This is a genomic window from Corynebacterium sp. HMSC034A01 (assembly GCF_001838175.1).
In the GTDB taxonomy this organism is placed as follows: Bacteria; Actinomycetota; Actinomycetes; order Mycobacteriales; family Mycobacteriaceae; genus Corynebacterium.
In genome coordinates this window covers 55,214-76,582 of sequence record NZ_KV835925.1, presented here as the reverse complement: position 1 = coordinate 76,582, position 21,369 = coordinate 55,214, and the positions used below count along the sequence as shown (strand labels likewise).

The 21,369-nt window shown below is 65.4% G+C and carries 20 protein-coding genes and 1 pseudogene; 16 read left to right on the top strand and 5 right to left on the bottom strand.

Features of this window, described 5'->3' with window-relative positions:
- Positions 1-24: 24 nt before the first annotated feature.
- Complete coding sequence (locus HMPREF2791_RS01505) at positions 25-747, bottom strand: CBS domain-containing protein (protein ID WP_070844000.1); 723 nt, start codon at positions 745-747, stop codon at positions 25-27.
- A 232-nt stretch (positions 748-979) separates the two neighbouring features.
- Positions 980-1,903, bottom strand: coding sequence for a KPN_02809 family neutral zinc metallopeptidase (locus tag HMPREF2791_RS01500; RefSeq protein WP_070474420.1), 924 nt, complete (start codon positions 1,901-1,903; stop codon positions 980-982).
- Between the two features lie 158 nt (positions 1,904-2,061).
- On the opposite strand from HMPREF2791_RS01500, the gene aspS reads away from it, so the two are divergent.
- The 16 genes from aspS (at position 2,062) to HMPREF2791_RS01420 (ending at position 19,003) form a co-directional block, all read left to right on the top strand.
- Positions 2,062-3,882: an aspartate--tRNA ligase gene (aspS, locus tag HMPREF2791_RS01495; RefSeq protein WP_070843998.1), complete on the top strand. Its 1,821-nt coding sequence runs from the start codon at positions 2,062-2,064 to the stop codon at positions 3,880-3,882.
- 7 nt (positions 3,883-3,889) lie between these two features.
- Positions 3,890-5,152, top strand: coding sequence for an aminoglycoside phosphotransferase family protein (locus HMPREF2791_RS01490; RefSeq protein WP_070474425.1), 1,263 nt, complete (start codon positions 3,890-3,892; stop codon positions 5,150-5,152).
- An 11-nt stretch (positions 5,153-5,163) separates the two neighbouring features.
- Positions 5,164-6,525: a replication-associated recombination protein A gene (locus tag HMPREF2791_RS01485; protein ID WP_070474428.1), complete on the top strand. Its 1,362-nt coding sequence runs from the start codon at positions 5,164-5,166 to the stop codon at positions 6,523-6,525.
- A gap of 73 nt (positions 6,526-6,598) precedes the next feature.
- A complete protein-coding gene (gene alaS / locus HMPREF2791_RS01480) occupies positions 6,599-9,265 on the top strand; it encodes an alanine--tRNA ligase (protein WP_070474430.1) in 2,667 nt (888 codons plus the stop codon).
- Positions 9,266-9,407: 142 nt separating this feature from the next.
- Complete coding sequence (ruvX, locus tag HMPREF2791_RS01475; RefSeq protein WP_070474433.1) at positions 9,408-9,896, top strand: Holliday junction resolvase RuvX; 489 nt, start codon at positions 9,408-9,410, stop codon at positions 9,894-9,896.
- 23 nt (positions 9,897-9,919) lie between these two features.
- Positions 9,920-11,047 carry an endolytic transglycosylase MltG gene (gene mltG, locus HMPREF2791_RS01470; protein ID WP_070474436.1) on the top strand — a complete coding sequence of 376 codons (1,128 nt, stop codon included), beginning with the start codon at positions 9,920-9,922 and terminating at the stop codon, positions 11,045-11,047.
- A 3-nt stretch (positions 11,048-11,050) separates the two neighbouring features.
- Positions 11,051-11,869 (top strand): shikimate dehydrogenase, encoded by an 819-nt coding sequence (locus HMPREF2791_RS01465; RefSeq protein ID WP_070474440.1) that lies wholly within the window; start codon positions 11,051-11,053, stop codon positions 11,867-11,869.
- Positions 11,870-11,903: 34 nt separating this feature from the next.
- Complete coding sequence (locus tag HMPREF2791_RS01460) at positions 11,904-12,287, top strand: prepilin peptidase (RefSeq protein ID WP_246825294.1); 384 nt, start codon at positions 11,904-11,906, stop codon at positions 12,285-12,287.
- A gap of 37 nt (positions 12,288-12,324) precedes the next feature.
- A complete protein-coding gene (gene aroC, locus HMPREF2791_RS01455) occupies positions 12,325-13,548 on the top strand; it encodes a chorismate synthase (protein WP_070474538.1) in 1,224 nt (407 codons plus the stop codon).
- A gap of 131 nt (positions 13,549-13,679) precedes the next feature.
- Positions 13,680-14,195: a shikimate kinase gene (locus HMPREF2791_RS01450; RefSeq protein ID WP_070474541.1), complete on the top strand. Its 516-nt coding sequence runs from the start codon at positions 13,680-13,682 to the stop codon at positions 14,193-14,195.
- Positions 14,196-14,219: 24 nt separating this feature from the next.
- Positions 14,220-15,272, top strand: a complete 1,053-nt coding sequence (gene aroB, locus HMPREF2791_RS01445) for a 3-dehydroquinate synthase (RefSeq protein WP_070474446.1) — start codon at positions 14,220-14,222, stop codon at positions 15,270-15,272.
- 2 nt (positions 15,273-15,274) lie between these two features.
- Positions 15,275-15,709: a type II 3-dehydroquinate dehydratase gene (gene aroQ / locus HMPREF2791_RS01440; protein ID WP_070474449.1), complete on the top strand. Its 435-nt coding sequence runs from the start codon at positions 15,275-15,277 to the stop codon at positions 15,707-15,709.
- Positions 15,709-16,800 (top strand): aminopeptidase P family protein, encoded by a 1,092-nt coding sequence (locus HMPREF2791_RS01435; RefSeq protein WP_070843962.1) that lies wholly within the window; start codon positions 15,709-15,711, stop codon positions 16,798-16,800. Before aroQ ends, HMPREF2791_RS01435 begins: the two co-directional genes overlap by 1 nt.
- A 51-nt stretch (positions 16,801-16,851) precedes the next feature.
- The gene (gene efp / locus HMPREF2791_RS01430; protein ID WP_070474453.1) at positions 16,852-17,415 is read left to right on the top strand and encodes an elongation factor P; all 564 of its coding nucleotides are present in this window, start codon (positions 16,852-16,854) and stop codon (positions 17,413-17,415) included.
- Positions 17,415-18,047: a transcription antitermination factor NusB gene (gene nusB / locus HMPREF2791_RS01425; RefSeq protein WP_070843961.1), complete on the top strand. Its 633-nt coding sequence runs from the start codon at positions 17,415-17,417 to the stop codon at positions 18,045-18,047. The genes efp and nusB overlap by 1 nt, the downstream gene beginning before the upstream one ends.
- Before the next feature lie 113 nt (positions 18,048-18,160).
- Positions 18,161-19,003: a PPK2 family polyphosphate kinase gene (locus HMPREF2791_RS01420; protein WP_070843959.1), complete on the top strand. Its 843-nt coding sequence runs from the start codon at positions 18,161-18,163 to the stop codon at positions 19,001-19,003.
- On the opposite strand, the gene HMPREF2791_RS01415 is transcribed toward HMPREF2791_RS01420, so the two are convergent.
- The 3 genes and pseudogenes from HMPREF2791_RS01415 to HMPREF2791_RS01405 all read right to left on the bottom strand — a co-directional run bounded on the left by HMPREF2791_RS01415 (position 19,000) and on the right by HMPREF2791_RS01405 (position 21,292).
- Positions 19,000-19,482, bottom strand: a complete 483-nt coding sequence (locus HMPREF2791_RS01415; RefSeq protein ID WP_070843957.1) for a YbjN domain-containing protein — start codon at positions 19,480-19,482, stop codon at positions 19,000-19,002. The two genes, HMPREF2791_RS01420 and HMPREF2791_RS01415, sit on opposite strands and share 4 nt — an antisense overlap.
- Positions 19,482-19,964: a YbjN domain-containing protein gene (locus HMPREF2791_RS01410; protein WP_239306413.1), complete on the bottom strand. Its 483-nt coding sequence runs from the start codon at positions 19,962-19,964 to the stop codon at positions 19,482-19,484. The genes HMPREF2791_RS01415 and HMPREF2791_RS01410 overlap by 1 nt, the downstream gene beginning before the upstream one ends.
- Positions 19,961-21,292, bottom strand: a pseudogene (locus HMPREF2791_RS01405) (TIGR01777 family oxidoreductase). Before HMPREF2791_RS01405 ends, HMPREF2791_RS01410 begins: the two are co-directional and overlap by 4 nt.
- Positions 21,293-21,369: the final 77 nt, after the last annotated feature.

Here is a 21,369-nt window from a genome sequence, read left to right as displayed (position 1 = left end):
CGGCGCCACAGCGAAGCCGGAATATTAACTTTCCTGCGCAAGCGCCGGAATGTCTGTCGCCCCCAGCACAGAGATGGGCTTCTGCGACGGCTTTCCGTGTTCCGTGATGATGGCAAGACGAGGCACTGCACCAGAGCTCAGCGGGGTGCTCAACGCCTCAACCGCAGCGGCAGCGGTCACGGTGCGCGGAAGAAAGATCGGCTCATCCAGCTTGCCGCTGTGCTCAAGCACCTCCGCCACAGTCCCTGTGGAAATGGTGTCGTCGTCTCGCAACTCTGCGGCTAGCCAACGCGCAATCGCATTGGTGGTGAGCAAACCGACGCACTCGCCGCCCTCGTAGACCGGGAACTGGGCGAGGCCATCGGATGCGATGACCTTGAGGGGCTCATGGATGTCCGTGTCCGGGGAGAAGGTGACCACCCGCTGGTGCTCCACCACATCCAGCGCAAGTGTCGGGGCGAGCAGAGCATCTCGGATCCGCTCGATCTCCGCAACAGTTTCGGGCAGCGGCTCGGCGATCGGGCGCAGGTTGTCGTACTCGCCGTGGCTGATCGCGTTGCGCAGATCAGCGAACTCCTGCAGCGTCTCGGACTGCTCGAGGGTGATGATGCCTTTCTTCGCCGCCAGCCGGGCCATCCAGGAAAACGAGTCGGACCGTTTCGCGTCCAGCTCGCTGCGCAAGAACTTCTCGATGGAATTGAACGCAGCAAGAAACGGCACGGCGCGGTTAGGCTCAGCATTGCTCATGCCGGCCACTGTAGCGACGTGCCGTTTTGGAGTGGGAAGCAAGGGTTTCGGTGGGCTTATGGCGCGGGCCCCATCCGCGGATCCAGCTATCAAGGTCCAGCTAATCGGCCCCAGGGGGCGATAAATGAGGTGCCACTAGCTGGATCCAGCCCCGTCGGGGTAAAGGAGAGAGGGATACGCTAGATCTCGTGCATCTGCTGGTCCTTGGTCCCGTGCGCGGTGAGTCGGCGGTTTAGCTCTTGTACACGCCGCGGTTGAGCGTGTCGCAGGCGGACATTTGGCCGGTTTCGTAGCCGGACTTGAACGCCTGCATGCGCTGCTCCGAAGAGCCGTGCGTCCACGCGTCCGGATCGACCTCGCCGCCGGAGCGCTTCTGGATGTTGTCGTCGCCGATGGACTGCGCCGCCTGCAGCGCCTGCTGCAGCTGCTCGTCGCTGATCGGCTCAAGAGCTGCGTTCTCGCCCTTGGAAGCGTGGTGCGCCCACAGGCCCGCGTAGCAGTCGGCCTGCAGCTCGATTGCCACCGCGGCGGAATCCTCGCCCGGGTTCTTGTAGTCGCTCAGGCCGAGGGTGCCCTCGAGGTTCTGGATGTGGTGGCCGTATTCGTGGGCGGTGGCGTACTCCTGCGCGAGCGGGCCGTTGGAGCCGCCGAGTTGGGACAGCTGGTCGAAGAAGCTCACGTCCAGGTACGCGGTGGTGTCCTGCGGGCAGTAGAACGGGCCAGTGTCTGAGCTGGCAAAGCCGCATCCGGAATTCACGCTGCCTTTGAAGATGGTCATTTCCGGTTTAGTGAACTGGGTTTCAGACTGCGCCGGCAACACCTCGGCCCAGATGGTGTTCAGTGAACCCATGGTCGCCGCCGCGCGGCAGTCGTCGTACTCGTTGGAGGAACCCTGCTCCTGGCAGTGCTCCAGGGAGTACTCGCCCTGGGACTGCGACTGGGAGTCGCCTCCGCCACCGAGGATTCCGTCGAATGCGCCGCTGAAGTACAGCAGGGCAAGCAGGACCAAAATGATCGTGCCTCCGCCGCCTCCGCGCAGCAGGAGCGGAAGCAGCATCATTGCGCCGTTTCCTAAGCCGCCGCCTCCGCGGCCGCCACCGGAGCTGGTATTGACGTTGCCGCCTTGGCCCTGTGCGTAGTCGCCTCTGAAAGTCATGGTCAGGATTCTGCCAAATAACTAGGGTAAGTGTGGGATCTGGGTCCTTTGGCACTTGTGTCGAGCCTGCGGCAAGAGGGGGCCGGACGCGTGGAGCCACAGCGCCGGGTAAACTTTGCCAGGTTAGATTTGCCATCACGTGGAAGGACGTGGATACCTTGCTGCGCACTCACCTTGCGGGGAACCTGAATAGAGAACTCGAAGGCCAAACTGTCACTCTCACCGGCTGGGTGGCCCGTCGTCGTGACCACGGCGGCGTGATCTTTATCGACCTGCGCGATCGCTCCGGGCTGGCCCAGGTGGTCTTCCGTGAGTCTGAGGTTGCTGAGGCTGCGCACGACCTGCGCAGCGAGTACGTCGTTCAGGTCACCGGCACCGTCGAGCCGCGTCCGGAAGGTTCTGCAAACCCGAACCTGGCATCCGGTGAGATCGAGGTCAACGTCACCGACCTGCAGGTGTTGAACAAGGCCGCGGCGCTGCCGTTCCAGATCGAGGACGCGTCCTCTAGCGAGGTCGGCGAAGAAGCTCGTTTGCGTTACCGCTACCTCGACCTGCGCCGTGAGCGCCAGGCAAAGGCGATGCGTCTGCGCGCGAAGGCGAACCAGGCGGCACGCCGCGTGCTGGACAACCACGACTTCACGGAGATTGAGACTCCCACGCTGACGCGTTCGACGCCGGAGGGTGCGCGAGACTTCCTGGTCCCCGCACGTTTGAAGCCGGGCTCGTGGTACGCCCTGCCGCAGTCGCCGCAGCTGTTCAAGCAGCTGCTCATGGTGGCGGGCATGGAGCGCTACTACCAGCTGGCACGCTGCTACCGCGACGAGGACTTCCGTGCGGACCGCCAGCCGGAGTTCACCCAGCTGGATGTTGAGGCCAGCTTCGTGGACCAGGACGACATCATCGAGCTTGCTGAGGAGATCCTGGTCGAGCTGTGGAAGCTGATCGGCTACGACATCCAGACGCCGATCCCGCGCATGACCTACAAGGAAGCGATGGAAAAGTACGGCTCCGACAAGCCGGACCTGCGCTTCGACATCCCGCTGGTGGAATGCACCGAGTTTTTCAAGGACACCACCTTCCGCGTGTTCAAGGCGGAGTACGTCGGCGCTGTGGTCATGGACGGCGGCGCGTCCCAGCCGCGCCGCCAGCTCGACGCTTGGCAGGAGTGGGCGAAGCAGCGGGGCGCGAAGGGCTTGGCCTACATCCTGGTGCAGGACGACGGCGAGCTGACCGGCCCGGTGGCCAAGAACATCACCGACGAGGAGAAGGCCGGCATCGCCGAGCACGTCGGCGCGAAGCCGGGCGACTGCATCTTCTTCGCCGCCGGCGAGACCAAGGCGTCCCGCGCGCTGCTGGGGGCAGCCCGTGGCGAGATCGCGCGCAAGCTGGACCTGATCAAGGACGGCGACTGGGCATTTACCTGGGTCGTTGACGCGCCGCTGTTCGAGCCTGCCGCGGATGCCACTGCTTCTGGCGATGTAGCGCTCGGCCACTCCAAGTGGACCGCAGTGCACCACGCGTTCACGTCGCCGAAGCCGGAGTTCCTGGACAACTTCGAGGAGAACCCGGGCGAGGCGCTCGCCTACGCCTACGACATCGTCTGCAACGGCAACGAGATCGGCGGCGGCTCCATCCGTATCCACGAGCACGATGTGCAGAAGCGTGTGTTCGAGGTCATGGGCATCACCGACGAGGAAGCGGAGGAGAAGTTCGGCTTCCTGCTGGACGCCTTCCAGTACGGTGCCCCGCCGCACGGCGGCATCGCTTTCGGCTGGGACCGCATTGTTTCCTTGCTCGGCGGCTTTGAGTCCATCCGCGACGTCATCGCCTTCCCGAAGTCGGGTGGCGGCGTGGATCCGCTGACGGATGCCCCGGCACCGATTCCGGCGGAGCAGCGCAAGGAGACCGGTGTGGACTTCAAACCGAAGAAGGACGCCGAAGCGCAGGGCAGCGAGGCCGGGGCCGGCGACCAGAAGTAGGCCAGCCATGGGCGATACGCAGGAGATCATCCGCGCAGCCGCCGACATTCTGACCAAGCGCTACGGCGGCGAGCAGGAGCTTGTCGACGTCGAGAGGCTCGACGGCTCAGGGCTTGCGGACGTGTTTCGGGCGCGGGTTGTGAACAACCCGTTTTTCCAGCACCGCTCGGTGGTGGTGAAGCACTCGCCGGCCACCGGCGACGAGCTGGCGGACGCGGCGTTCTTGCGTGAGACGGTGGCCTACCAGTTCGCCACGTCGTTAAGCGAGGAAGTGCGCCCGGGCCCGGTGCTGCTGGGCTACGACACTGCGCAGCGCATCCTGATCATTTCGGATCTGGGCGACGGGCGCACGCTTGCGGACCTGCTGCAGGACGCCGATGCGGAAACCCACGTGGATCTCCTGCGTCGCCTTGGCCGCGCGCTGGGCAAGATGCACGCCGGCACCGCGGACGACGAGGACGCGTTCAACGTGCTGTTCCAGCGCATGACGCGTTCGCGGCAGAACGCGGCGAACCTGCAGCTCTTGCGTGACCGCTTGCTGTCGCACCGCATCCGCATCGGCGTGGAGTTTTTGGAAAACGCCGGCATCGAGATTCCGGGGGAGGTCCGGTTCGCCGCCACAAACGTGCGCACGCGGCTGCTCCGCGGCGGCATGCGCGCGTTCACGCCGTTCGACCTGACCCCGGACAACATCATCCAGACCGGCCACTCCTTCCATTTCCTGGATTACGAGTGGGCGGGTTTTCGGGACGTCACCTTCGACGTGGCGTTTGTGGTTGCCCGCTTCCCGGTCTTCCTCGCGGCGCAGCCGTTCAACGCCGCAGCCACGGACGCCTTCGTCGACGCGTGGGTGAGCGAGGTGCGCGGCATCTGGCCCAGCGTGGAGCACCCGGATACGCTCCAGGCACGGATTACCGCGGGGCTCATTGGCTGGGCGATGAGCAGCGTGGCCATGCTGGACCCGGTCAGCCCGGCAGAATTGCTCGAGCACGACGCCAAGCTCAAGGAGGACTTCGAGGCTGCAGGCCTCGACGTGTCCGGCCTCGGTCCGCTTGAGGCGAGCGTGGATGCAGAAGAGCATTCCGCGGACCACGCCGGTGATGTGCTGCGACCGCCTTCGAAGGGGCCGTTTACCGCAGATGAGGTGCTTGTGCGCCGGGATCTGCGCGAGACGTTCGAGTCCCTCGCCGCGTTCGCGGGCACCGGCAAGGACCCCGCTTACCGCACGATAAGCGAGTTCGCCCAGACGCTGGCCGAGCGCTTGCGCTAGGAGAGGTTCTGGTGGAGCAAGAGGGACTCTTCGCAGCCGCTGGTGGCAATGACGGCCGCGGCGATTCCGGCAACCGAGGCACCGCCTTTTTCGAGGCGGGGGCCTCGGCACCTCTGGCCGCGCGCATGCGCCCGCGAACCCTCGACGAGATTGCGGGCCAGCGGCACCTGCTCAGCGAGGGCAAGCCGTTGCGAAGGCTTATCGACGGTTCCGGGGCCGCCTCCGTGATCCTCTACGGCCCGCCGGGCACAGGAAAGACCACCATCGCATCGCTGATCGCGTCCGCGATGGGTCAGAACTTCGTTGCGCTCTCGGCGCTGTCCTCGGGCGTGAAAGAAGTGCGTGCCGTGATCGACGAAGCACGGCGCGATCTCATCCGCGGCGAGAAAACCGTGCTGTTCATCGACGAGGTCCACCGCTTTTCCAAGACCCAGCAGGACGCGCTGCTCGCCGCAGTGGAAAACCGCACCGTGCTGTTGGTCGCCGCGACCACGGAAAACCCGAGCTTCAGCGTGGTTGCGCCACTGCTGTCGCGCTCGCTGCTGCTAAAGCTGGAGTCCCTCGACACCGACGATCTGCGCGGGGTGCTGGACCGCGCGATGGCGGACGAGCGCGGGTTCAACGGCGAATTCGAGCTTGACGACGACGCACGCGACCAGCTGGTCCTCCTCGCCGGCGGCGACGCCCGCCGCGCGCTGACATATTTGGAGGCCGCGGCCGAGGCGGTGCAGCCGGGGGAGACCATCACCGTCGACACGGTGAAAGAAAACGTCAACCGTGCCGTTGTGCGCTACGACCGGGACGGCGACCAGCACTACGACATCGTCAGCGCGTTCATCAAATCCATCCGCGGCTCAGACGTCGACGCCGCCCTGCACTACCTGGCCCGGATGATCGAGGCGGGGGAGGACCCCCGCTTTATCGCGCGGCGCCTGGTCATCCACGCCTCCGAGGACATCGGCATGGCAGACCCGACCGCGCTGCAGACCGCCAACGCTGCGGCGAACGCGGTGCAGTTCATCGGCATGCCCGAGGGGAGGCTCGCACTCGCGCAGGCGACGATCCACCTGGCCACGGCGCCGAAGTCGCCGTCGGTGATCCAGTCCATCGACCGGGCGTTAGCGGACGTGCGCGCAGGCCACGCCCCGCCGGTGCCGGCGCACCTGCGCGACGGGCACTACGAAGGCGCGAAGGCCATGGGCAATGCGGTGGGCTATGTCTACCCGCATGATGATCCGTTGGGCGTCGTCAAGCAGCAGTACATGCCCGACGGCCTCGAAGAGGCCGTCTACTACGAACCCACCGACCACGGCGCGGAGCGGCGCATCAAAGACTTCATCGGGCGGCTGCGTGCCCTCGTCCGCGGGCGGTGACACCGGGCTGCGTCCGGGCGCGGGGTAGAGTAAGCGCGGATAAAAACCGGCGCTGCTGAAAGGACAATCACGCGTGCAGACCCATGAGATCCGAGAGCGGTTCACCAACCACTTCGTCGAGGCCGGCCACACCCCGGTGCCGAGCGCCCCGCTGATTCTGGACGACCCGACGCTGCTGTTCGTCAACGCCGGCATGGTGCCGTTCAAGCCGTACTTCCTGGGCGACCAGACTCCGGATTTCGCTAACGGCACCGCCACCTCCATCCAGAAGTGTGTGCGCACCCTGGACATCGAGGAAGTGGGCATCACCACCCGCCACAACACGTTCTTCCAGATGGCCGGCAACTTCTCGTTCGGCCAGTACTTCAAGGAAGGCGCAATCACGCACGCCTGGACCCTGCTCACCGGCGCTGTCGAGGACGGCGGGCTGGGCCTGGACCCGGAGCGCCTGTGGGTGACGGTCTACCTGGACGACGACGAGGCTGCCTCGATCTGGCGCGACAAGATCGGTATCCCGGAAGAGCGCATCCAACGCATGGGCATGGAGGACAACTTCTGGTCCATGGGCATCCCCGGCCCCTGCGGCCCGTGCTCGGAGATCTACTACGACCGCGGCCCGGAGTACGGCGTCGAGGGCGGCCCGATCGCCGACGACAACCGCTACATGGAGATCTGGAACCTCGTGTTCATGGAGTCCATCCGCGGCGAGGGCGACAAGAAGGGCAACTTCGAGATCGTCGGAGAGCTGCCGCAGAAGAACATCGATACCGGCATGGGCATCGAGCGCGTCGCCTGCATCCTGCAGGGCGTGGACAACGTGTATGAGACCGACCTTCTGCGCCCCGTCATTGACGCTGCCGTGGAGCTGACCGGCGCGAAGTACGACGCCGGCAACAAGGACGACGACGTGCGCTTCCGCGTCGTCGCCGACCACGCGCGCACCGGCATGATGATCATCCTCGACGGCGTGACCCCGTCCAACGAGGGCCGCGGCTACATCCTGCGCCGCCTGCTGCGCCGCATCATCCGCTCCGCACGCCTGCTGGGCGCGACCGGCCCGGTCATGGAGACGCTGATGAACACCATCATGGACACTATGACCCCGTCCTTCCCGGAGATCGCGGACAACCGCGAGCGCATCCTGCGCGTCGCCGTCGCCGAGGAGAAGGCGTTCTCCAAGACCCTGGAGGCGGGCACCTCGCGTTTCGACGAAGCCGCCTCCGCCGTCTCCGCATCCGGCGCCAAGGTCCTGCCGGGCGCGCAAGCCTTCGAGCTGCACGACACCTACGGTTTCCCGATCGACCTGACCGTGGAGATGGCCCGCGAGGCTGGCCTGGACGTGGACATGGACGCCTTCAACGCGGCTATGCAGGAGCAGCGCGAGCGCGCCAAGGCCGACAACAAGGCGAAGAAGCACCGCAACGTGGACGAGTCGCTCTACCGCGAATGGGTGGACGCGAACCCGACCGAGTTTGTGGGCTACGACCAGCTCACCCACGACGCGAAGGTCATCGGCCTGGTGCGCGGCGGCGAGAAGGTCGGGGAGGTTGCCCAGGGCGACGAGGTCGAGGTCATTCTTGATGTGACCCCGATGTACGCAGAGTCCGGCGGCCAGATGGCCGACCGCGGCCGCCTGGTCATGGGTGAGACCATCCTCAACGTCAACGACGTGCAGCGCGTGGGCAAGAAGCTGTGGCTGCACAAGGCCACAGTGCAAAACGGCGGGCTGGATCTGGGCTCCACCGTCACCGCCGAAGTGGACGAGGCATGGCGCCACGGCGCCCGCCAGGCGCACTCCGCGACCCACTTGATCCACGCCGCGATCCGCCAGGTGCTCGGACCCACCGCAGTCCAGGCTGGTTCCTTGAACAAGCCCGGTTACCTGCGCTTCGACTTCAACTACACCGAGCAACTCACCGACGCGCAGCTGCAAGAGATCGCCACCATCACCAACCAGGCGGTGGACGCGGACTTTGCGGTCAACACCCTTGAAACCTCGCTCGAGCACGCGAAGGAGATGGGTGCGATGGCGCTGTTCGGCGAGAGCTACGGCGACACCGTGCGCGTGGTGGAGATCGGCGGGCCGTTCTCCATCGAGCTGTGCGGCGGCACTCACGTCGAGCACGCCTCCCAGATCGGCCCCGTGGCTGTCCTCGGCGAGTCTTCCGTCGGCTCCGGCGCGCGCCGCATCGAGGCCTACTCCGGCATGGATTCCTTCAAGTTCCTGTCCAAGGAGGCCGCGCTCGCGTCCGGTCTGGCCGCGGAGTTGAAGGCCCCGACCGATCAGCTGCCGGACCGTATCGCCCAGCTCACCGAGCGCCTGCGCGCGGCCGAGAAGGAGATTGCAAACCTGCACCGCCAGCAGCTTTTGGCCTCCACCGCCAACTTGGCGGATGAGGCGCAAACGGTGGGCGTGCACCGTCTCGTCGCAAAGCAACTGCCCGAAGGCATCAACACCGGCGACCTGCGCACGATCGCGAACGACCTGCGAGGCAAGCTGCAGGCGGAAGACGCTGTGATCGTGCTGCTTTCCCAAACGGGCGAGAAGGTGTCCCTGGCCGCTGCTGCGACGCCGCAGGCCGTGGAATCTGGTGTGAAGGCTGGGGACTTGGTCAAGCTGATCGGCCAGTACGTGGACGGTAAGGGCGGCGGCAAGCCGGATCTGGCGCAGGGCACCGGCGCCAACCCGGCCGGCATCGATGATGCGCTGTGCGCGGTGCGTGAATCGCTCGTGGGATAGCCACGTTGTAATCCGTGACACGCCGAGCCAGCGCCCCGCCGGTTCCACAGGAAACGGTTAGGTTTAACCAAGGCCAGTTGACCGCCCCGCCGTTAACCGGTCTGTTACTCACGTAGCCGTCGAAGGTGGAAAGGAAACACGGATGAAGGTGCAGCCAGACACCCCGGGGCTCGACGACCCGGGGCAGGGCCGCCGCATCGGCATCGATGTGGGCACCGTCCGGATCGGCGTCGCTTCCTCTGACAAGGATGCGACGCTGGCTACCCCTGTTGAAACGGTCCGCCGGGTCACCGGGTTCAAGGACCGCGACGGCGAGGACATCGAACGCCTGCTGGCGCTCATCGACGAATTTGATGCGGTGGAGGTTGTCGTCGGCTTGCCGTCGAACCTCAACGGCGACGGGTCGAAGAGTGTGAAGCACGCAAAAGAGATCGCTTTCCGTATTCAGCGTCGCAGCGACGTGCCGGTGAAAATGGCGGATGAGCGGCTGACCACGGTCGCCGCCACCCAGGCTCTGCGGGCGTCGGGTGTGCGCGAAAAGGACGCACGCGCCGTGATCGACCAGGCGGCAGCGGTGGAGATTCTGCAATCATGGCTGGACGGCCGCAAGAACTACCTCAAGGAGAATTAACCGTGACCCCACGACAAGCCGCCATGCGGCGCACACGGAGCACCGCAGTGCTGGTTGCTTCGCTCCTGCTGATCATCGGCTTGATCGCCTGGATTGCCATCGCCCGCGGCAACAACGTGTCCGACTACGAGGGTGCGGGCAACGGCGAAGAACAGGTAGTGCAGATCAAGGAAGGCGCCAGCCTTTCCGCACTTGGCCCGGAGCTGGAAGAGCGCGGCATCGTCGCGTCCGACAATGCGTTCCAGACAGCTGCGGCGAACAATCAGAACGCCGACAACATCCAGCCCGGCTTTTACCGCTTGCAAGAGGAGATGAGTGCCGAGTCTGCTGTGGAGGCACTGCTTGATCCGCAGCAGCGCGTCACGCCGTTGCAGGTCTACGGCGGCGCGACCCTGATGGACATCAACATCCTCGGCGGACAAAAGCGCCTGGGCATCCTCACCATGATTCAGCAGTCCGCCTGCGGTGAGAAGCCCGCGCCCGACTGCGTGAAGCTGGAGGACCTGAACAAGGTTGCGGCGGAGGCCGATCCGGAATCCCTTGGTGTGCCGGAGTGGGCGCGTGAGACGGTCGCTGGCCGCGCTGGTGACGCGAAGCGTCTCGAGGGTCTGATTGCCCCGGGCGAGTACATCATCGACCCGCACGCGAGCGCAGAAGAGATCCTGACAGATCTGATCACCCGGTCCGCGAAGCAGTACGAATCCACCGATATTGTCGGCCGCGCTCAGGCTGTTGGGTTGACTCCGTACGAATTGCTCACTGCAGCGTCGCTGGTTGAACGCGAGGCGCCCGCGGGAGAGTTTGACAAGGTCGCCCGTGTCATCTTGAACCGCCTGGATGAGCCGATGCGCCTGGAGTTCGACTCGACGGTCAACTACGGCCTGCCGTCTGTTGAGGTCGCAACCACCGACGAAGACCGCGGTCGTGTCACCCCGTGGAATACCTACGCCATGGACGGGCTGCCGCAAACGCCGATTGCCTCTCCGTCGATCGAGGCCATTGAAGCGATGGAGCACCCGGCCGAAGGCAATTGGCTGTTCTTCGTCACCGTGGACAAGGACGGCACGACGATCTTTAACGACACATTCGAGCAGCACCTCAACGACACCCAGCGTGCGGTGGACTCCGGCGTGCTCGACTCTCAGCGTTAACCCATGGAAACCACACACCGCGCCGCCGTGCTCGGCTCGCCCATCGCGCACTCCCTGTCCCCGGTTCTGCACAACGCCGGATACGAGGCGGCGGGCCTTGACGGCTGGGAGTACACCCGGATCCTCTGCGAGGCGGACGACCTTTCCCGGATCGTGGGGGAGGCGGACGAATCCTTCCGCGGATTCTCGGTGACCATGCCGTGCAAGTTCGCGGCGCTGGATGTCGCAGATGAGGTGACCGAGAGGGCGAAGCAGATCGGTTCTGCGAACACGCTGACGCGTGTCGCCGGCGGATGGCGCGCCGACAACACCGACTGCGAAGGCGCGTTGGTGGCCCTGCAGGAACTGCTGGGAAAGACCCCGGCCAAACGCGCGATCCTGGTCGGTGCCGGAGGTACCGCCCGTGCCGTGATGTGGGCCCTGCGCGAGAGCGGCTGCGAGCAGGTCACCGTTGTCAACCGTTCAGACCGCGCGGCTGAGTATGTGGAATTGGTGCAGGGCATGGACGTATCCTTCTGCACCTTCGACGCGGACCTTGAGGCTATCGCTTTGGAAGCGGATGTCGTCGTGTCCACCGTCCCCGCGAATGCGTTGGAGCGGCACGCCGAGGCACTCGGGCATGCCCCGGTGTTCGATGTGATCTACAACCCGTGGCCGACGCCCTTGGCTATTCGCGCCGCTTCGAACGGCTACGCGGTGGTGGGCGGGCTGTCCATGCTGGCGGGGCAGTCTTATGCCCAGTTCGAGCAGTTCACTGGCGTTGTAGCTCCCCGCGAGGCTATGCGTGAGACGCTGTTGCACCACTGGGAGCGCTCCCGCTAGTCTCGCCATCATGGGGTACGGGGGAGTCGCGGCCTTGCTGCTTTGGTCTGTGCTGTTGTGCACTTACGACATCCGTGAGCGCAGGCTGCCGGACGCGCTGACGGTGCCGCCTGCGGTTGCAGCTGCGGCCGCGTGTCTGTGGGACGTGTCCCTGGTATGGGGGCTGATGTGGCCAGCGTGGTATCTGCTGGTGGGGCGGGGCATCGGCGGGGGCGATATCAAACTTGCGGTACCGCTCGGGGTAGTCTGCGCGGCGGCCGGCGGGCCGTTTGGCGTGGTTGCGGGACTTGGGCTATCGGGCCTGCTCACCGTCGGTGCTGCCGTCGCGTGCGGCAGGCGCTCTGTGCCGCACGGACCGTCCATGCTGTCCGCTGCGTGGGCGCTGATTCCTCTTTTGTGTATGTATTCGGGGGTTTAAGGGCGGAGAGGAGCTCGGCTTGTGCAAGAATATCGCCATGCTTCGTTGGACAACGGCCGGTGAATCGCACGGCCAAGCCCTCATTGCGTTAGTGGAGAATGCGCCGGCAGGTTTGCCGGTGCGTAAAGAAGAGATTGCCCATCAGTTGGCCCGCCGCCGTCTCGGCTACGGGCGCGGCGCCCGCATGAAGTTTGAGGCCGATGAGCTCACCCTGCTCACCGGCGTGGTGCACGGAACGTCGATTGGCAGTCCTATTGCCATCCAGATCGGTAACACTGAATGGCCGAAGTGGACCACCATCATGTCCGCCGAGCCCGTGGACTTGGAGGACCCGGAGGTGGCGAAGGCCATGTCGTCCGGGCGAGGAGCGTCGTTGACCCGCCCGCGCCCGGGCCATGCGGATTTCGCGGGCATGATCAAGTACGGCTTTGATTCGGCGCGTCCAGTGCTCGAGCGCTCGTCTGCGCGCGAGACCGCAGCGCGTGTGGCGGCGGCGACTGTGGCCCGCAGCTTCCTGCGTGAAACGTTGGGCGTCGAGGTGTTTTCGCATGTGATCTCCATCGGCGAGTCTGCTCCGTACAACGGCCCACACCCGAGTTTTGCGGACATCGAAGCTATCGACGCTTCGCCGGTGCGCGCCTACGACAAGGACGCGGAAGCCGACATGGTTGCCCGCATTGAGGCGGCGAAGAAAGACGGCGACACGCTCGGCGGCATTGTCGAGGTCATCGTGGACGGACTGCCCGTTGGCTTGGGTTCGCACGTCTCCGGCGAGCGTCGCTTGGATGCGCGCCTGGCTGCCGCGCTCATGGGTATCCAGTCGGTGAAAGGCGTTGAGGTCGGCGACGGTTTTGAGGAAGCGCGCCGTCGCGGCTCGCAGGCGCACGACGAGATGGTGCGCGGGCAGAGCGGCATCGAACGTTCCACCAACCGTGCCGGCGGTCTCGAAGGCGGCATGACCAACGGCGAGCAGCTGCGGGTGCGTGCGGCGATGAAGCCGATCTCTACCGTCCCGCGCGCGCTGAAAACCGTGGACATGTCTACCGGAGAGGCAGCGACCGGTATTCACCAGCGCTCGGACGTGTGCGCGGTGCCCGCCGGTGGTGTAGTCGCTGAGGCGATGGTTGCGCTGGTGTTGGCTCAGGCGGTGTCAGAGAAGTTTGGCGGCGATACTGTGGACGAGGTGCGACGCAACGTGGAGTCGTACCGCGCATACACGGCAGACAGGCTGGCGTTTGTCCAAGAGGAGGACATGACATGACCACCCCGGCCGGGGGATCCCCGGCAGACATCGTGAATGACTTGGTGGATGATCTGGCACCGGAAAGCGCGACGCCGTTCGACGAAAACGACGCGCCGAGTGCGACCGAGCTCGTCGCCGCCTCTCCGGCGATGGTGTACTCCGCACCGCGTGTCGTGTTGGTTGGCATGCCGGGGGCTGGGAAGTCCACCATCGGCCGTCGCATCGCCAGCGCACTGAACCTGCCCATCGTGGACTCCGACGTGCTGATCGAGCAAGGGGAGGGCAAGACTTGCGGCGAGGTGTACGCGCAGCTCGGCGAGGAGGAGTTCCGCAAGCTCGAGGTGGGCTACGTTGCCCGCGCGCTTGCCACTGGCGGAGTAGTCAGCCTCGGTGGCGGCGCGATTGTCTCCGAAGAAGTGCGAGCGCTGCTGCAGCGCCACACTGTTGTGTGGATTGATGTCACCGTCGAAGAGGGGATCCGCCGCACCGCCGAGGACGCGTCGCGCCCTGTGCTCGACGGCGACGACCGTGAGCAGCGCTACCGCGACTTGTTGGAGCAGCGCGAGCCGCTCTATCGCGAGGTCTCCAGCTTCCGCGTGCGCACGGACGAACGCCCGCCGCAGCGTGTGGTGGCGGAAGTCCTCGGGTTCATCGACGTGGATTAACCTTTTAGGAGAAAGGCGAGACGCATGGCCGTAGTTGAGGTTACGGGCCAAAACCCGTATTCCATCCATATTGAGCGCGACAATCTTGACCAGGCTGCCCAGCGCGTCGCACACATCGGTGCCCGCCGGGCGCTTGTCGTGCACCAGTCGCCGCTTGGGGATGCCGCACAGGCGCTCGCAGGAACGCTCAATGACGTAGGGGTGGAGCCGGTTGCGGTGTGCGTGCCTGACGCGGAGGCCGGGAAGGACCTAGCGGTTCTTTCCAACCTCTGGGACACGCTCGGTGCGCACGGTTTTTCTCGCCAGGACGCGGTTGTCGGCCTCGGCGGCGGCGCGGTGACGGATCTTGCCGGTTTCGCCGCGGCGACGTGGATGCGCGGCATCAAGGTCGTGCAGGTGCCCACAACGCTTTTGGCCATGGTGGATGCGGCCGTGGGCGGCAAGACCGGCATCAACACCGCTGCCGGCAAGAATCTCGTTGGGGCGTTCCATGAGCCGGATAGTGTGTTCATAGACCTTGCCCACATTGACACCCTGCCGGCAGCAGAGGTCGTCTCCGGCTCCGCGGAGCTGATCAAGACCGGGTTCATTGCGGATCCGCAGATCCTCGAGCTTTACAAAGACGGTGCGGAGCACCATTGGCCGGAGCTGGTGCGCCGTTCCGTGGCGGTGAAGGCGTGCGTTGTCGGCCAGGACCTCAAGGAGTCCGGACTGCGCGAGATCCTCAACTACGGCCACACGCTCGGCCACGCCATCGAGCGCCGCGAGAACTATTCCTGGCGCCACGGCAACGCGGTCGCGGTGGGCATGATGTTCGTCGCGCACTTGGCGTTGGGCAGGAAGCTTATCGACGCACCGTTGGTCGCCCTCCACGAGGACATCCTCACAAGAGCTGGCTTGCCCACACGCTACGAGGCGGGCGCTTTCGACGAGCTGCACGACGCCATGCTGTTGGACAAAAAGAACCGTGACGGCCGTATCCGCTTCGTCGTCCTCGACGGGTTGGGCTCTGCCACCCGTCTCGAAGACGCGACGGTGGATGAGATGCGTGCGGCCTTTGATGCGATTTCGGAGTAGCGATGAAGATTCTGGTGCTCAACGGGCCGAACTTGAACAGGCTGGGCAAGCGGCAGCCGGAGATTTACGGGTCGGTCACGCTGGCGGACGTCGAAAAGCAATTGTGTGAGCGCGGCAGCGAGCTCGGCGTGGAGGTGGAATGCCGCCAGTCCAACCACGAGGGCGAGTTGATCGACTGGGTGCACGAGGCTGCGGACAACGGCTGGGCCGTGGTCATCAATCCCGGCGGATTTACCCATACCTCCGTCGCGCTGCGTGACGCACTGGTAGAACTGGAAGATCACCACGGCTTTATCGAGGTGCACATTTCCAACGTGCACGCACGCGAGCCGTTTAGGGCGCACTCCTACCTTTCGCCGATCGCCGAAGGCGTTATTGCGGGGCTGGGGGTGGACGGCTACCGGCTCGCACTCGACTACTACGCAAGGAGGCTCTGATGGCATTGGCAGACACCCGATTTGAGGACCGCCGCCGCAAACTGTCCACGAAGCTGGCGGAGCGCCGGATCGACGACATGCTGGTCACGCACCTGACGCACGTGCGCTACCTGTCCGGTTTCGCCGGGTCGAACGGAGCCATGCTGGTGTCGAAGGACCGCACCGCCGCCATCGCCACAGATGGGCGCTACACCACACAAATCGGCGAGGAGGTGCCCGACATTGCGGCCACGATTGAGCGCAACGTCGGCGTGGCCATGCTGTCCAAGGCTACCGAGGGCCACCGTGTTGGCTTCGAGGCGGACTATGTGTCGGTTGCCCAGCTGGAGAAGTTGCGCGAGGCGTGCCCGGAGGGCGTCACGCTGGTGCCTGTCAGCGGGGTGATCGAAGAGATCCGCTTGATCAAGGACAACCTGGAACTCACGCGGCTGACCGAGGCTGCGGAGCTGACAGTTGAGGCGCTCGAGGGGCTGCTGGAGGCCGGGGAGCTGTGCGCCGGCCGCACCGAGCGCGAGGTCGCTGCCGACCTGGAGTACCGCATGCGCGTCCTCGGTGCGGAGCGCGTCAGCTTCGACACCATCGTCGCCTCCGGACCGAACTCCGCCAAGCCGCACCACGGTGCCGGTGACCGCATGATCGCGGAGGGGGATTTGGTCACCATCGATTTCGGCATGCACCGCCTCGGATTCAACTCGGACATGACCCGCACGTTCGCGATCGGGCACATCGGCGACCTTGAGCGCGAGATCTACGAGGTCACCCTCGCCGCTCAACTCGCGGGTGTGAAAGCCGCGGTGCCGGGGGCGAAGCTTGTGGACGTGGACAAGGCCTGCCGCGACGTGATCTCGGAGGCGGGCTACGGCGAGTACTTCGTGCACTCCACCGGCCACGGCGTGGGGCTGGACGTGCACGAGGCACCCAGCGCGGCGAAGACTGGCTCCGGCGTGCTGGAAGAGGGCATGACGCTGACTATCGAGCCGGGCATCTACATTCCCGGCAATGCCGGCGTGCGCATCGAGGACACGCTCATCATCACCTCGGCGGCGCCGAAGGTGATCACGGAGTACACCAAGGATTTGACCGTGCTGTAACATTGCTGTGTTTGCACACGCCCCGATACTCCCAGGAGGAAGGTACTTACCATGGCAACTACCGCCGATTTCAAGAACGGCCTGGTGCTGAAGAACGAAGGCAAGCTGCAGCAGATTGTCGAGTTCCAGCACGTCAAGCCCGGCAAGGGTCCGGCGTTCGTGCGCACCAAGCTCAAGGACGTTGTCACCGGCAAGACCGTGGATAAGACCTGGAACGCTGGTGTGAAGGTGGAAACCGCAACCGTTGACCGCCGCGACATGACCTACCTGTACAACGACGGCACCAACTACGTTGTCATGGACGACAAGACCTTCGAGCAGTTCGAGCTGCCGGCAGAGAAGTTCGGCGAGGCCGCCCGCTTCCTGCTGGAGAACATGCGCGTGCAGGTCTCCTTCCACGAGGGCGACGCGCTGTTCGCGGAGCTGCCGATCTCCGTGGACCTGAAGATTGAGCAGACCGAGCCGGGCCTGCAGGGCGACCGCTCCACCGGCGGCACCAAGCCGGCCACCCTGGAGACCGGTGCTGAGATCCAGGTTCCGCTGTTCCTGGAGACCGGCAACGTGGTCAAGGTGGACACCCGCACCGGCGAGTACCTGTCCCGCGTGAACAACTAATGCCCGATTACAAACGACATGGCGCGCGTTACCGTGCGCGCCGCCGGGCAGTAGACATTCTCTTCGAGGCGGAGACCCGCGACATCGACCCGGTCTCTATCGTGGAGGACCGCGCCCAGCTGTCCCAGAACCCGCTCAACGCCGTCGCCCCGGTTGCGGACTACACCCGCACCATCGTCGCCGGCGCCGCGGAGAAGCTGGACGACCTCGACGATGCCATCGAGCGCCACCTTTCCGAGGACTGGGAGCTGTTCCGCCTGCCAGCCGTAGACCGTCAGATTCTCCGCGTCGCGGCGTGGGAGATTCTGTTCAACGACGAGGTGGATGCGCCGGTCTCAATCGCCGAGGGCGTGGAGATGGCCGCGGAGTACTCCGGCGCACAGGCCGCGCCCTACATCAACGTTGTGCTCGACGGTATCGCGCAGCGGGCGGCTTCCAACTCGCCGTTTGCCGGCGAGGGCGCGGAAGACGCCTACCCGGTAGAGGACGATAGTGCCCCCACCGATGAGCACTCGAAAGACTCCGGGCTGGAGCAGACGGAGGACACCGACGCAGCCACGGCTCACGAGATCGCCGAGTCCACCGAAGACTTGGAGGCCGGGGAACCGGCGACGGACGGGACCCGCGGCTAGTACCGGGCCCGGCAAAAAGTCGAGTAAAGGAGGTCGAGTACACGCCCATTGAGCGGCGTACTCGACCTCCTTTACTCGACTTCCAGACCGAAGACCACCGAAAAGGAAGCGACATGTCCAAACTCACCGTCGAAGAAGCCAAGCAGTTTTTCGTGAGCCCCGATTTTCAGCTCGCGGACGTGGATCCGGAAGCCACGCCAGGTGTCTCGGATGTCGACGACGCGTTCAACGACTACGACGACGACCTGGACGAGTTGCAGGAGATGCTCTTTGCCAACGGCCGCGCGGGCAACGAGGACGCCGGTTCGATCCTGTTGGTGCTCCAGGGAATGGATACCTCTGGTAAGGGCGGCATTGTCCGCAATGTCATCGGTGCGACCATGGACCTGCAGGGCGTGCACGTCCAGGGGTTCGGGCGCCCGACGGAGGAGGAAGCCGCGCACGATTTCTTGTGGCGCTTCACTCCGCACCTGCCCAAGCCGGGGCAGATCGCGGTGTTCGACCGCTCGCACTACGAGGACGTGCTGGTGCAGCGCGTGAAGCAGATGGCGCCGCCGGAGGAGATCGAGCGACGCTACGGCGCGATCGTGGAATTTGAGAACGAGCTCGCCGCAAACGGCACGAAGATCATCAAGGTGATGCCGCACATTTCGCGCGAGTTCCAGGCGGAGAACCTCAAAGAGCGCATCGAACGCGCGGATAAGCACTGGAAGTACAATCCGAGCGACATCGACGACCGCAAGCTGTGGAGCCAGTTCATGGCCGCCTACCAGATCGCCATGACGCGCACGTCCACCGAGGTCGCGCCGTGGTACTGCATCCCGTCCGACAACAAGAAGTACTGCCGCACGGTGGTCAAGGCATTGCTTTTCGACGCCCTGAAGTCGCTCAACCTCGAGTGGCCTGCCGCCGATTTCGATCCCGAGGTTGAGCTGGAGCGTTTGGCGAACTCCTAGTCGGCGGAGTTCGCGCTGTCGTCGTCGCCCGACGGGGCGACGCCGGCGGCCTGGGCCTGCTTCTGAATCTCGCTGACCAGCGCGCGCATCGCGTCCTGGGTGGCCAGCACGCCGTCGACGGCGGCCTTGAGCGAATTGGAAAGCTGGTCGTCTGCGAGTCCCGCGCCCACCTGGACTTCAGCTTCGGTGCGCACGACGAGGTTCTCGGTGCGGTTGACCACGAGTGCGCGTGCATCCAGGTAGGAGCTGTTTACCTGGTTGGCCGCCAGGTACAAAGTGGCGTCCGGGGTGTCCGCCGGGGTGTCGGTGACGGAGTCCGCGCGAACGATGAGCACGGAATCCAGCAGGACGAACAGCAGGTTGTAGCCGTTGACGTTGGCGTGGCCCGCGCGGCCCGAGGGGTCGTCGGAGACCTCCACGTCGTGGCCGGCCATGGCCTTGATCACGCGGTCGATGGTCACGAGCGTTGCGTTGCTCATTACTGCGGCTCCTCCCAGGTGACAACGGTGGGGAAAGTGTTCTTCAAAAAGTCGAAGGCCTGCAACGTGGTGTCGATGGAGCTGGCGATGAACGCGCCGAGCTGGTTGAACGACGCACCCTCGGCGATGCGCATCGCGCGGATAGCGCTGATGGCCAGCTGGTCCTCGCCGCGTTCGAAGAAGCGCAGGGTGGGCGCGAAGTGAGTCTGGTTGTGCTCGTTGCACGCGTAGAGCACCTTCGGCGCCATTTCGCGCGGGAACTCGCCGCGCCACAGTGCTTCGAACACGAGGTGGTCGCCGTCGATGGCGACCACGATGGCGGCGTTGATGAAGCCGGAGCGCACTGCCTGGTCTTCGATGCGGTACTCGAGGTTTTCCTCCTCGAAGATCGCGGCGACGGCCTCGGGCGTGACCTGCTCGGTCACGTTGCGTTCGGGGTGCTCGCTCGGCTGGACGGGCTCTTCGGTTTGATCTGTAGTCACGCCTGCGAGACTAGCAGCTGCTCGCGGCCCAACTCGTGGCGCAGGGCTGCGTCGAGGCTGGGGTAGCGCAGCCGCCAGCCGTGCTTCGCCGCCACGGTGGGCAGGACACGTTGGTCCGCCAGCGTGAGCTCGTGCGCGCCTTCTTCGCCCAGCAGCAGTTTCGGGCCGAACGTCGGGATGGGAAACAGGTCCGGCCGGCGCAGCAGGCGGGCGAGGGTGGAAGACATTTCGGCGTTGGTCACCGGCTCTGGCGCAGTGGCGTTGACGGGCCCGGAGACCGTCTTGTCCAGCAGGGCGCGCATGTAATAGTCAGTGAGGTCGTCTAGCGCCACCCAGCTCATCCAGAAATCGCCGCGGCCGAACTGTGCGGTGAGCCCCGCGTTGACGCTGGCCTTGAGTACCGGCAGCAGCCCGCCCGCGCTGGACAGCGCTAGCCCGGTGCGGATGTGCACGCTGCGCATCCCGTCGGCGTTGGCGGCGTCCTCCCACGCGTCGCAGACCTCGGCCAAGAACCCTTCGCCGGGCCCGTCAGCTTCCGTGCGCGGCACGCTGCCGGCATCGGTGCCGTAATAGCCCACGGCCGAGGCGCCCACGAAAACCTTCACTCCCGAGTCCGCGGCGAGGCGGGCGAGTTTGCGGGTGGGCTCCACACGCGAGTCGCGGATGCTGCGCTTCTTTTCTTCGGTGAACCGTCCCATGATGGTTTCGCCCGCGAGGTGGATCACCCCGTCCACGCCGGCTAGCAGGTCAGCTGCCGGGTTGTCCATGTCTCAGTGCCGCTCGCCGGGACCCGCCTGTCCGCGCACCAGCGGGACCACGGTGTGCCCGGCGGTGGTCAGCTGCGCGCGCAGGTGGGTGCCGACGAGGCCGATGGAGCCGGTCATAGCCACCGTCTTCGGGGCGGCGTGAGGCAGGGAAGCGATGAACCGCAGGTCCTCCACCAGCTGGCGCTGGCGGTAAGCCCAGGCGGGGCGGAGCGCGAACTCTGGGATGCGGGCGCTGACGTCGTCGATAAGCAATGTGCCCTCGCCCGCGTCCTCGAAACGGTGCACATGGCGCCAACCGGTGGCCGCGCGCACCGGCTGGTTCGCGGCCACGTCGGTGAACTGGTGGCCCGCGACGTAGCCGTCGGCGAGGTGGCGCGCGACCCACTTCTGGCCCGCGGGGAGGCGGAACACTGTGGTGCCGCTGCGTATCGACGCCGCTTCGCTTGCCACCCGCATCGGCAGGAAGCCGGGGGTAAGGCGGGTGACCGCGCCCGGGCGGGTGTGCCAGCGCCAGACGGTGTCGCGGTCGAAGGGGAGGGTGTACTCGGCGTGGATGCCCATGGAATCCTTCCCGGTTGATACATGCAGGTGCTAAAGTGAAACGCGGTCCCAAGACTACACACGGCCCCGGCAGGCGG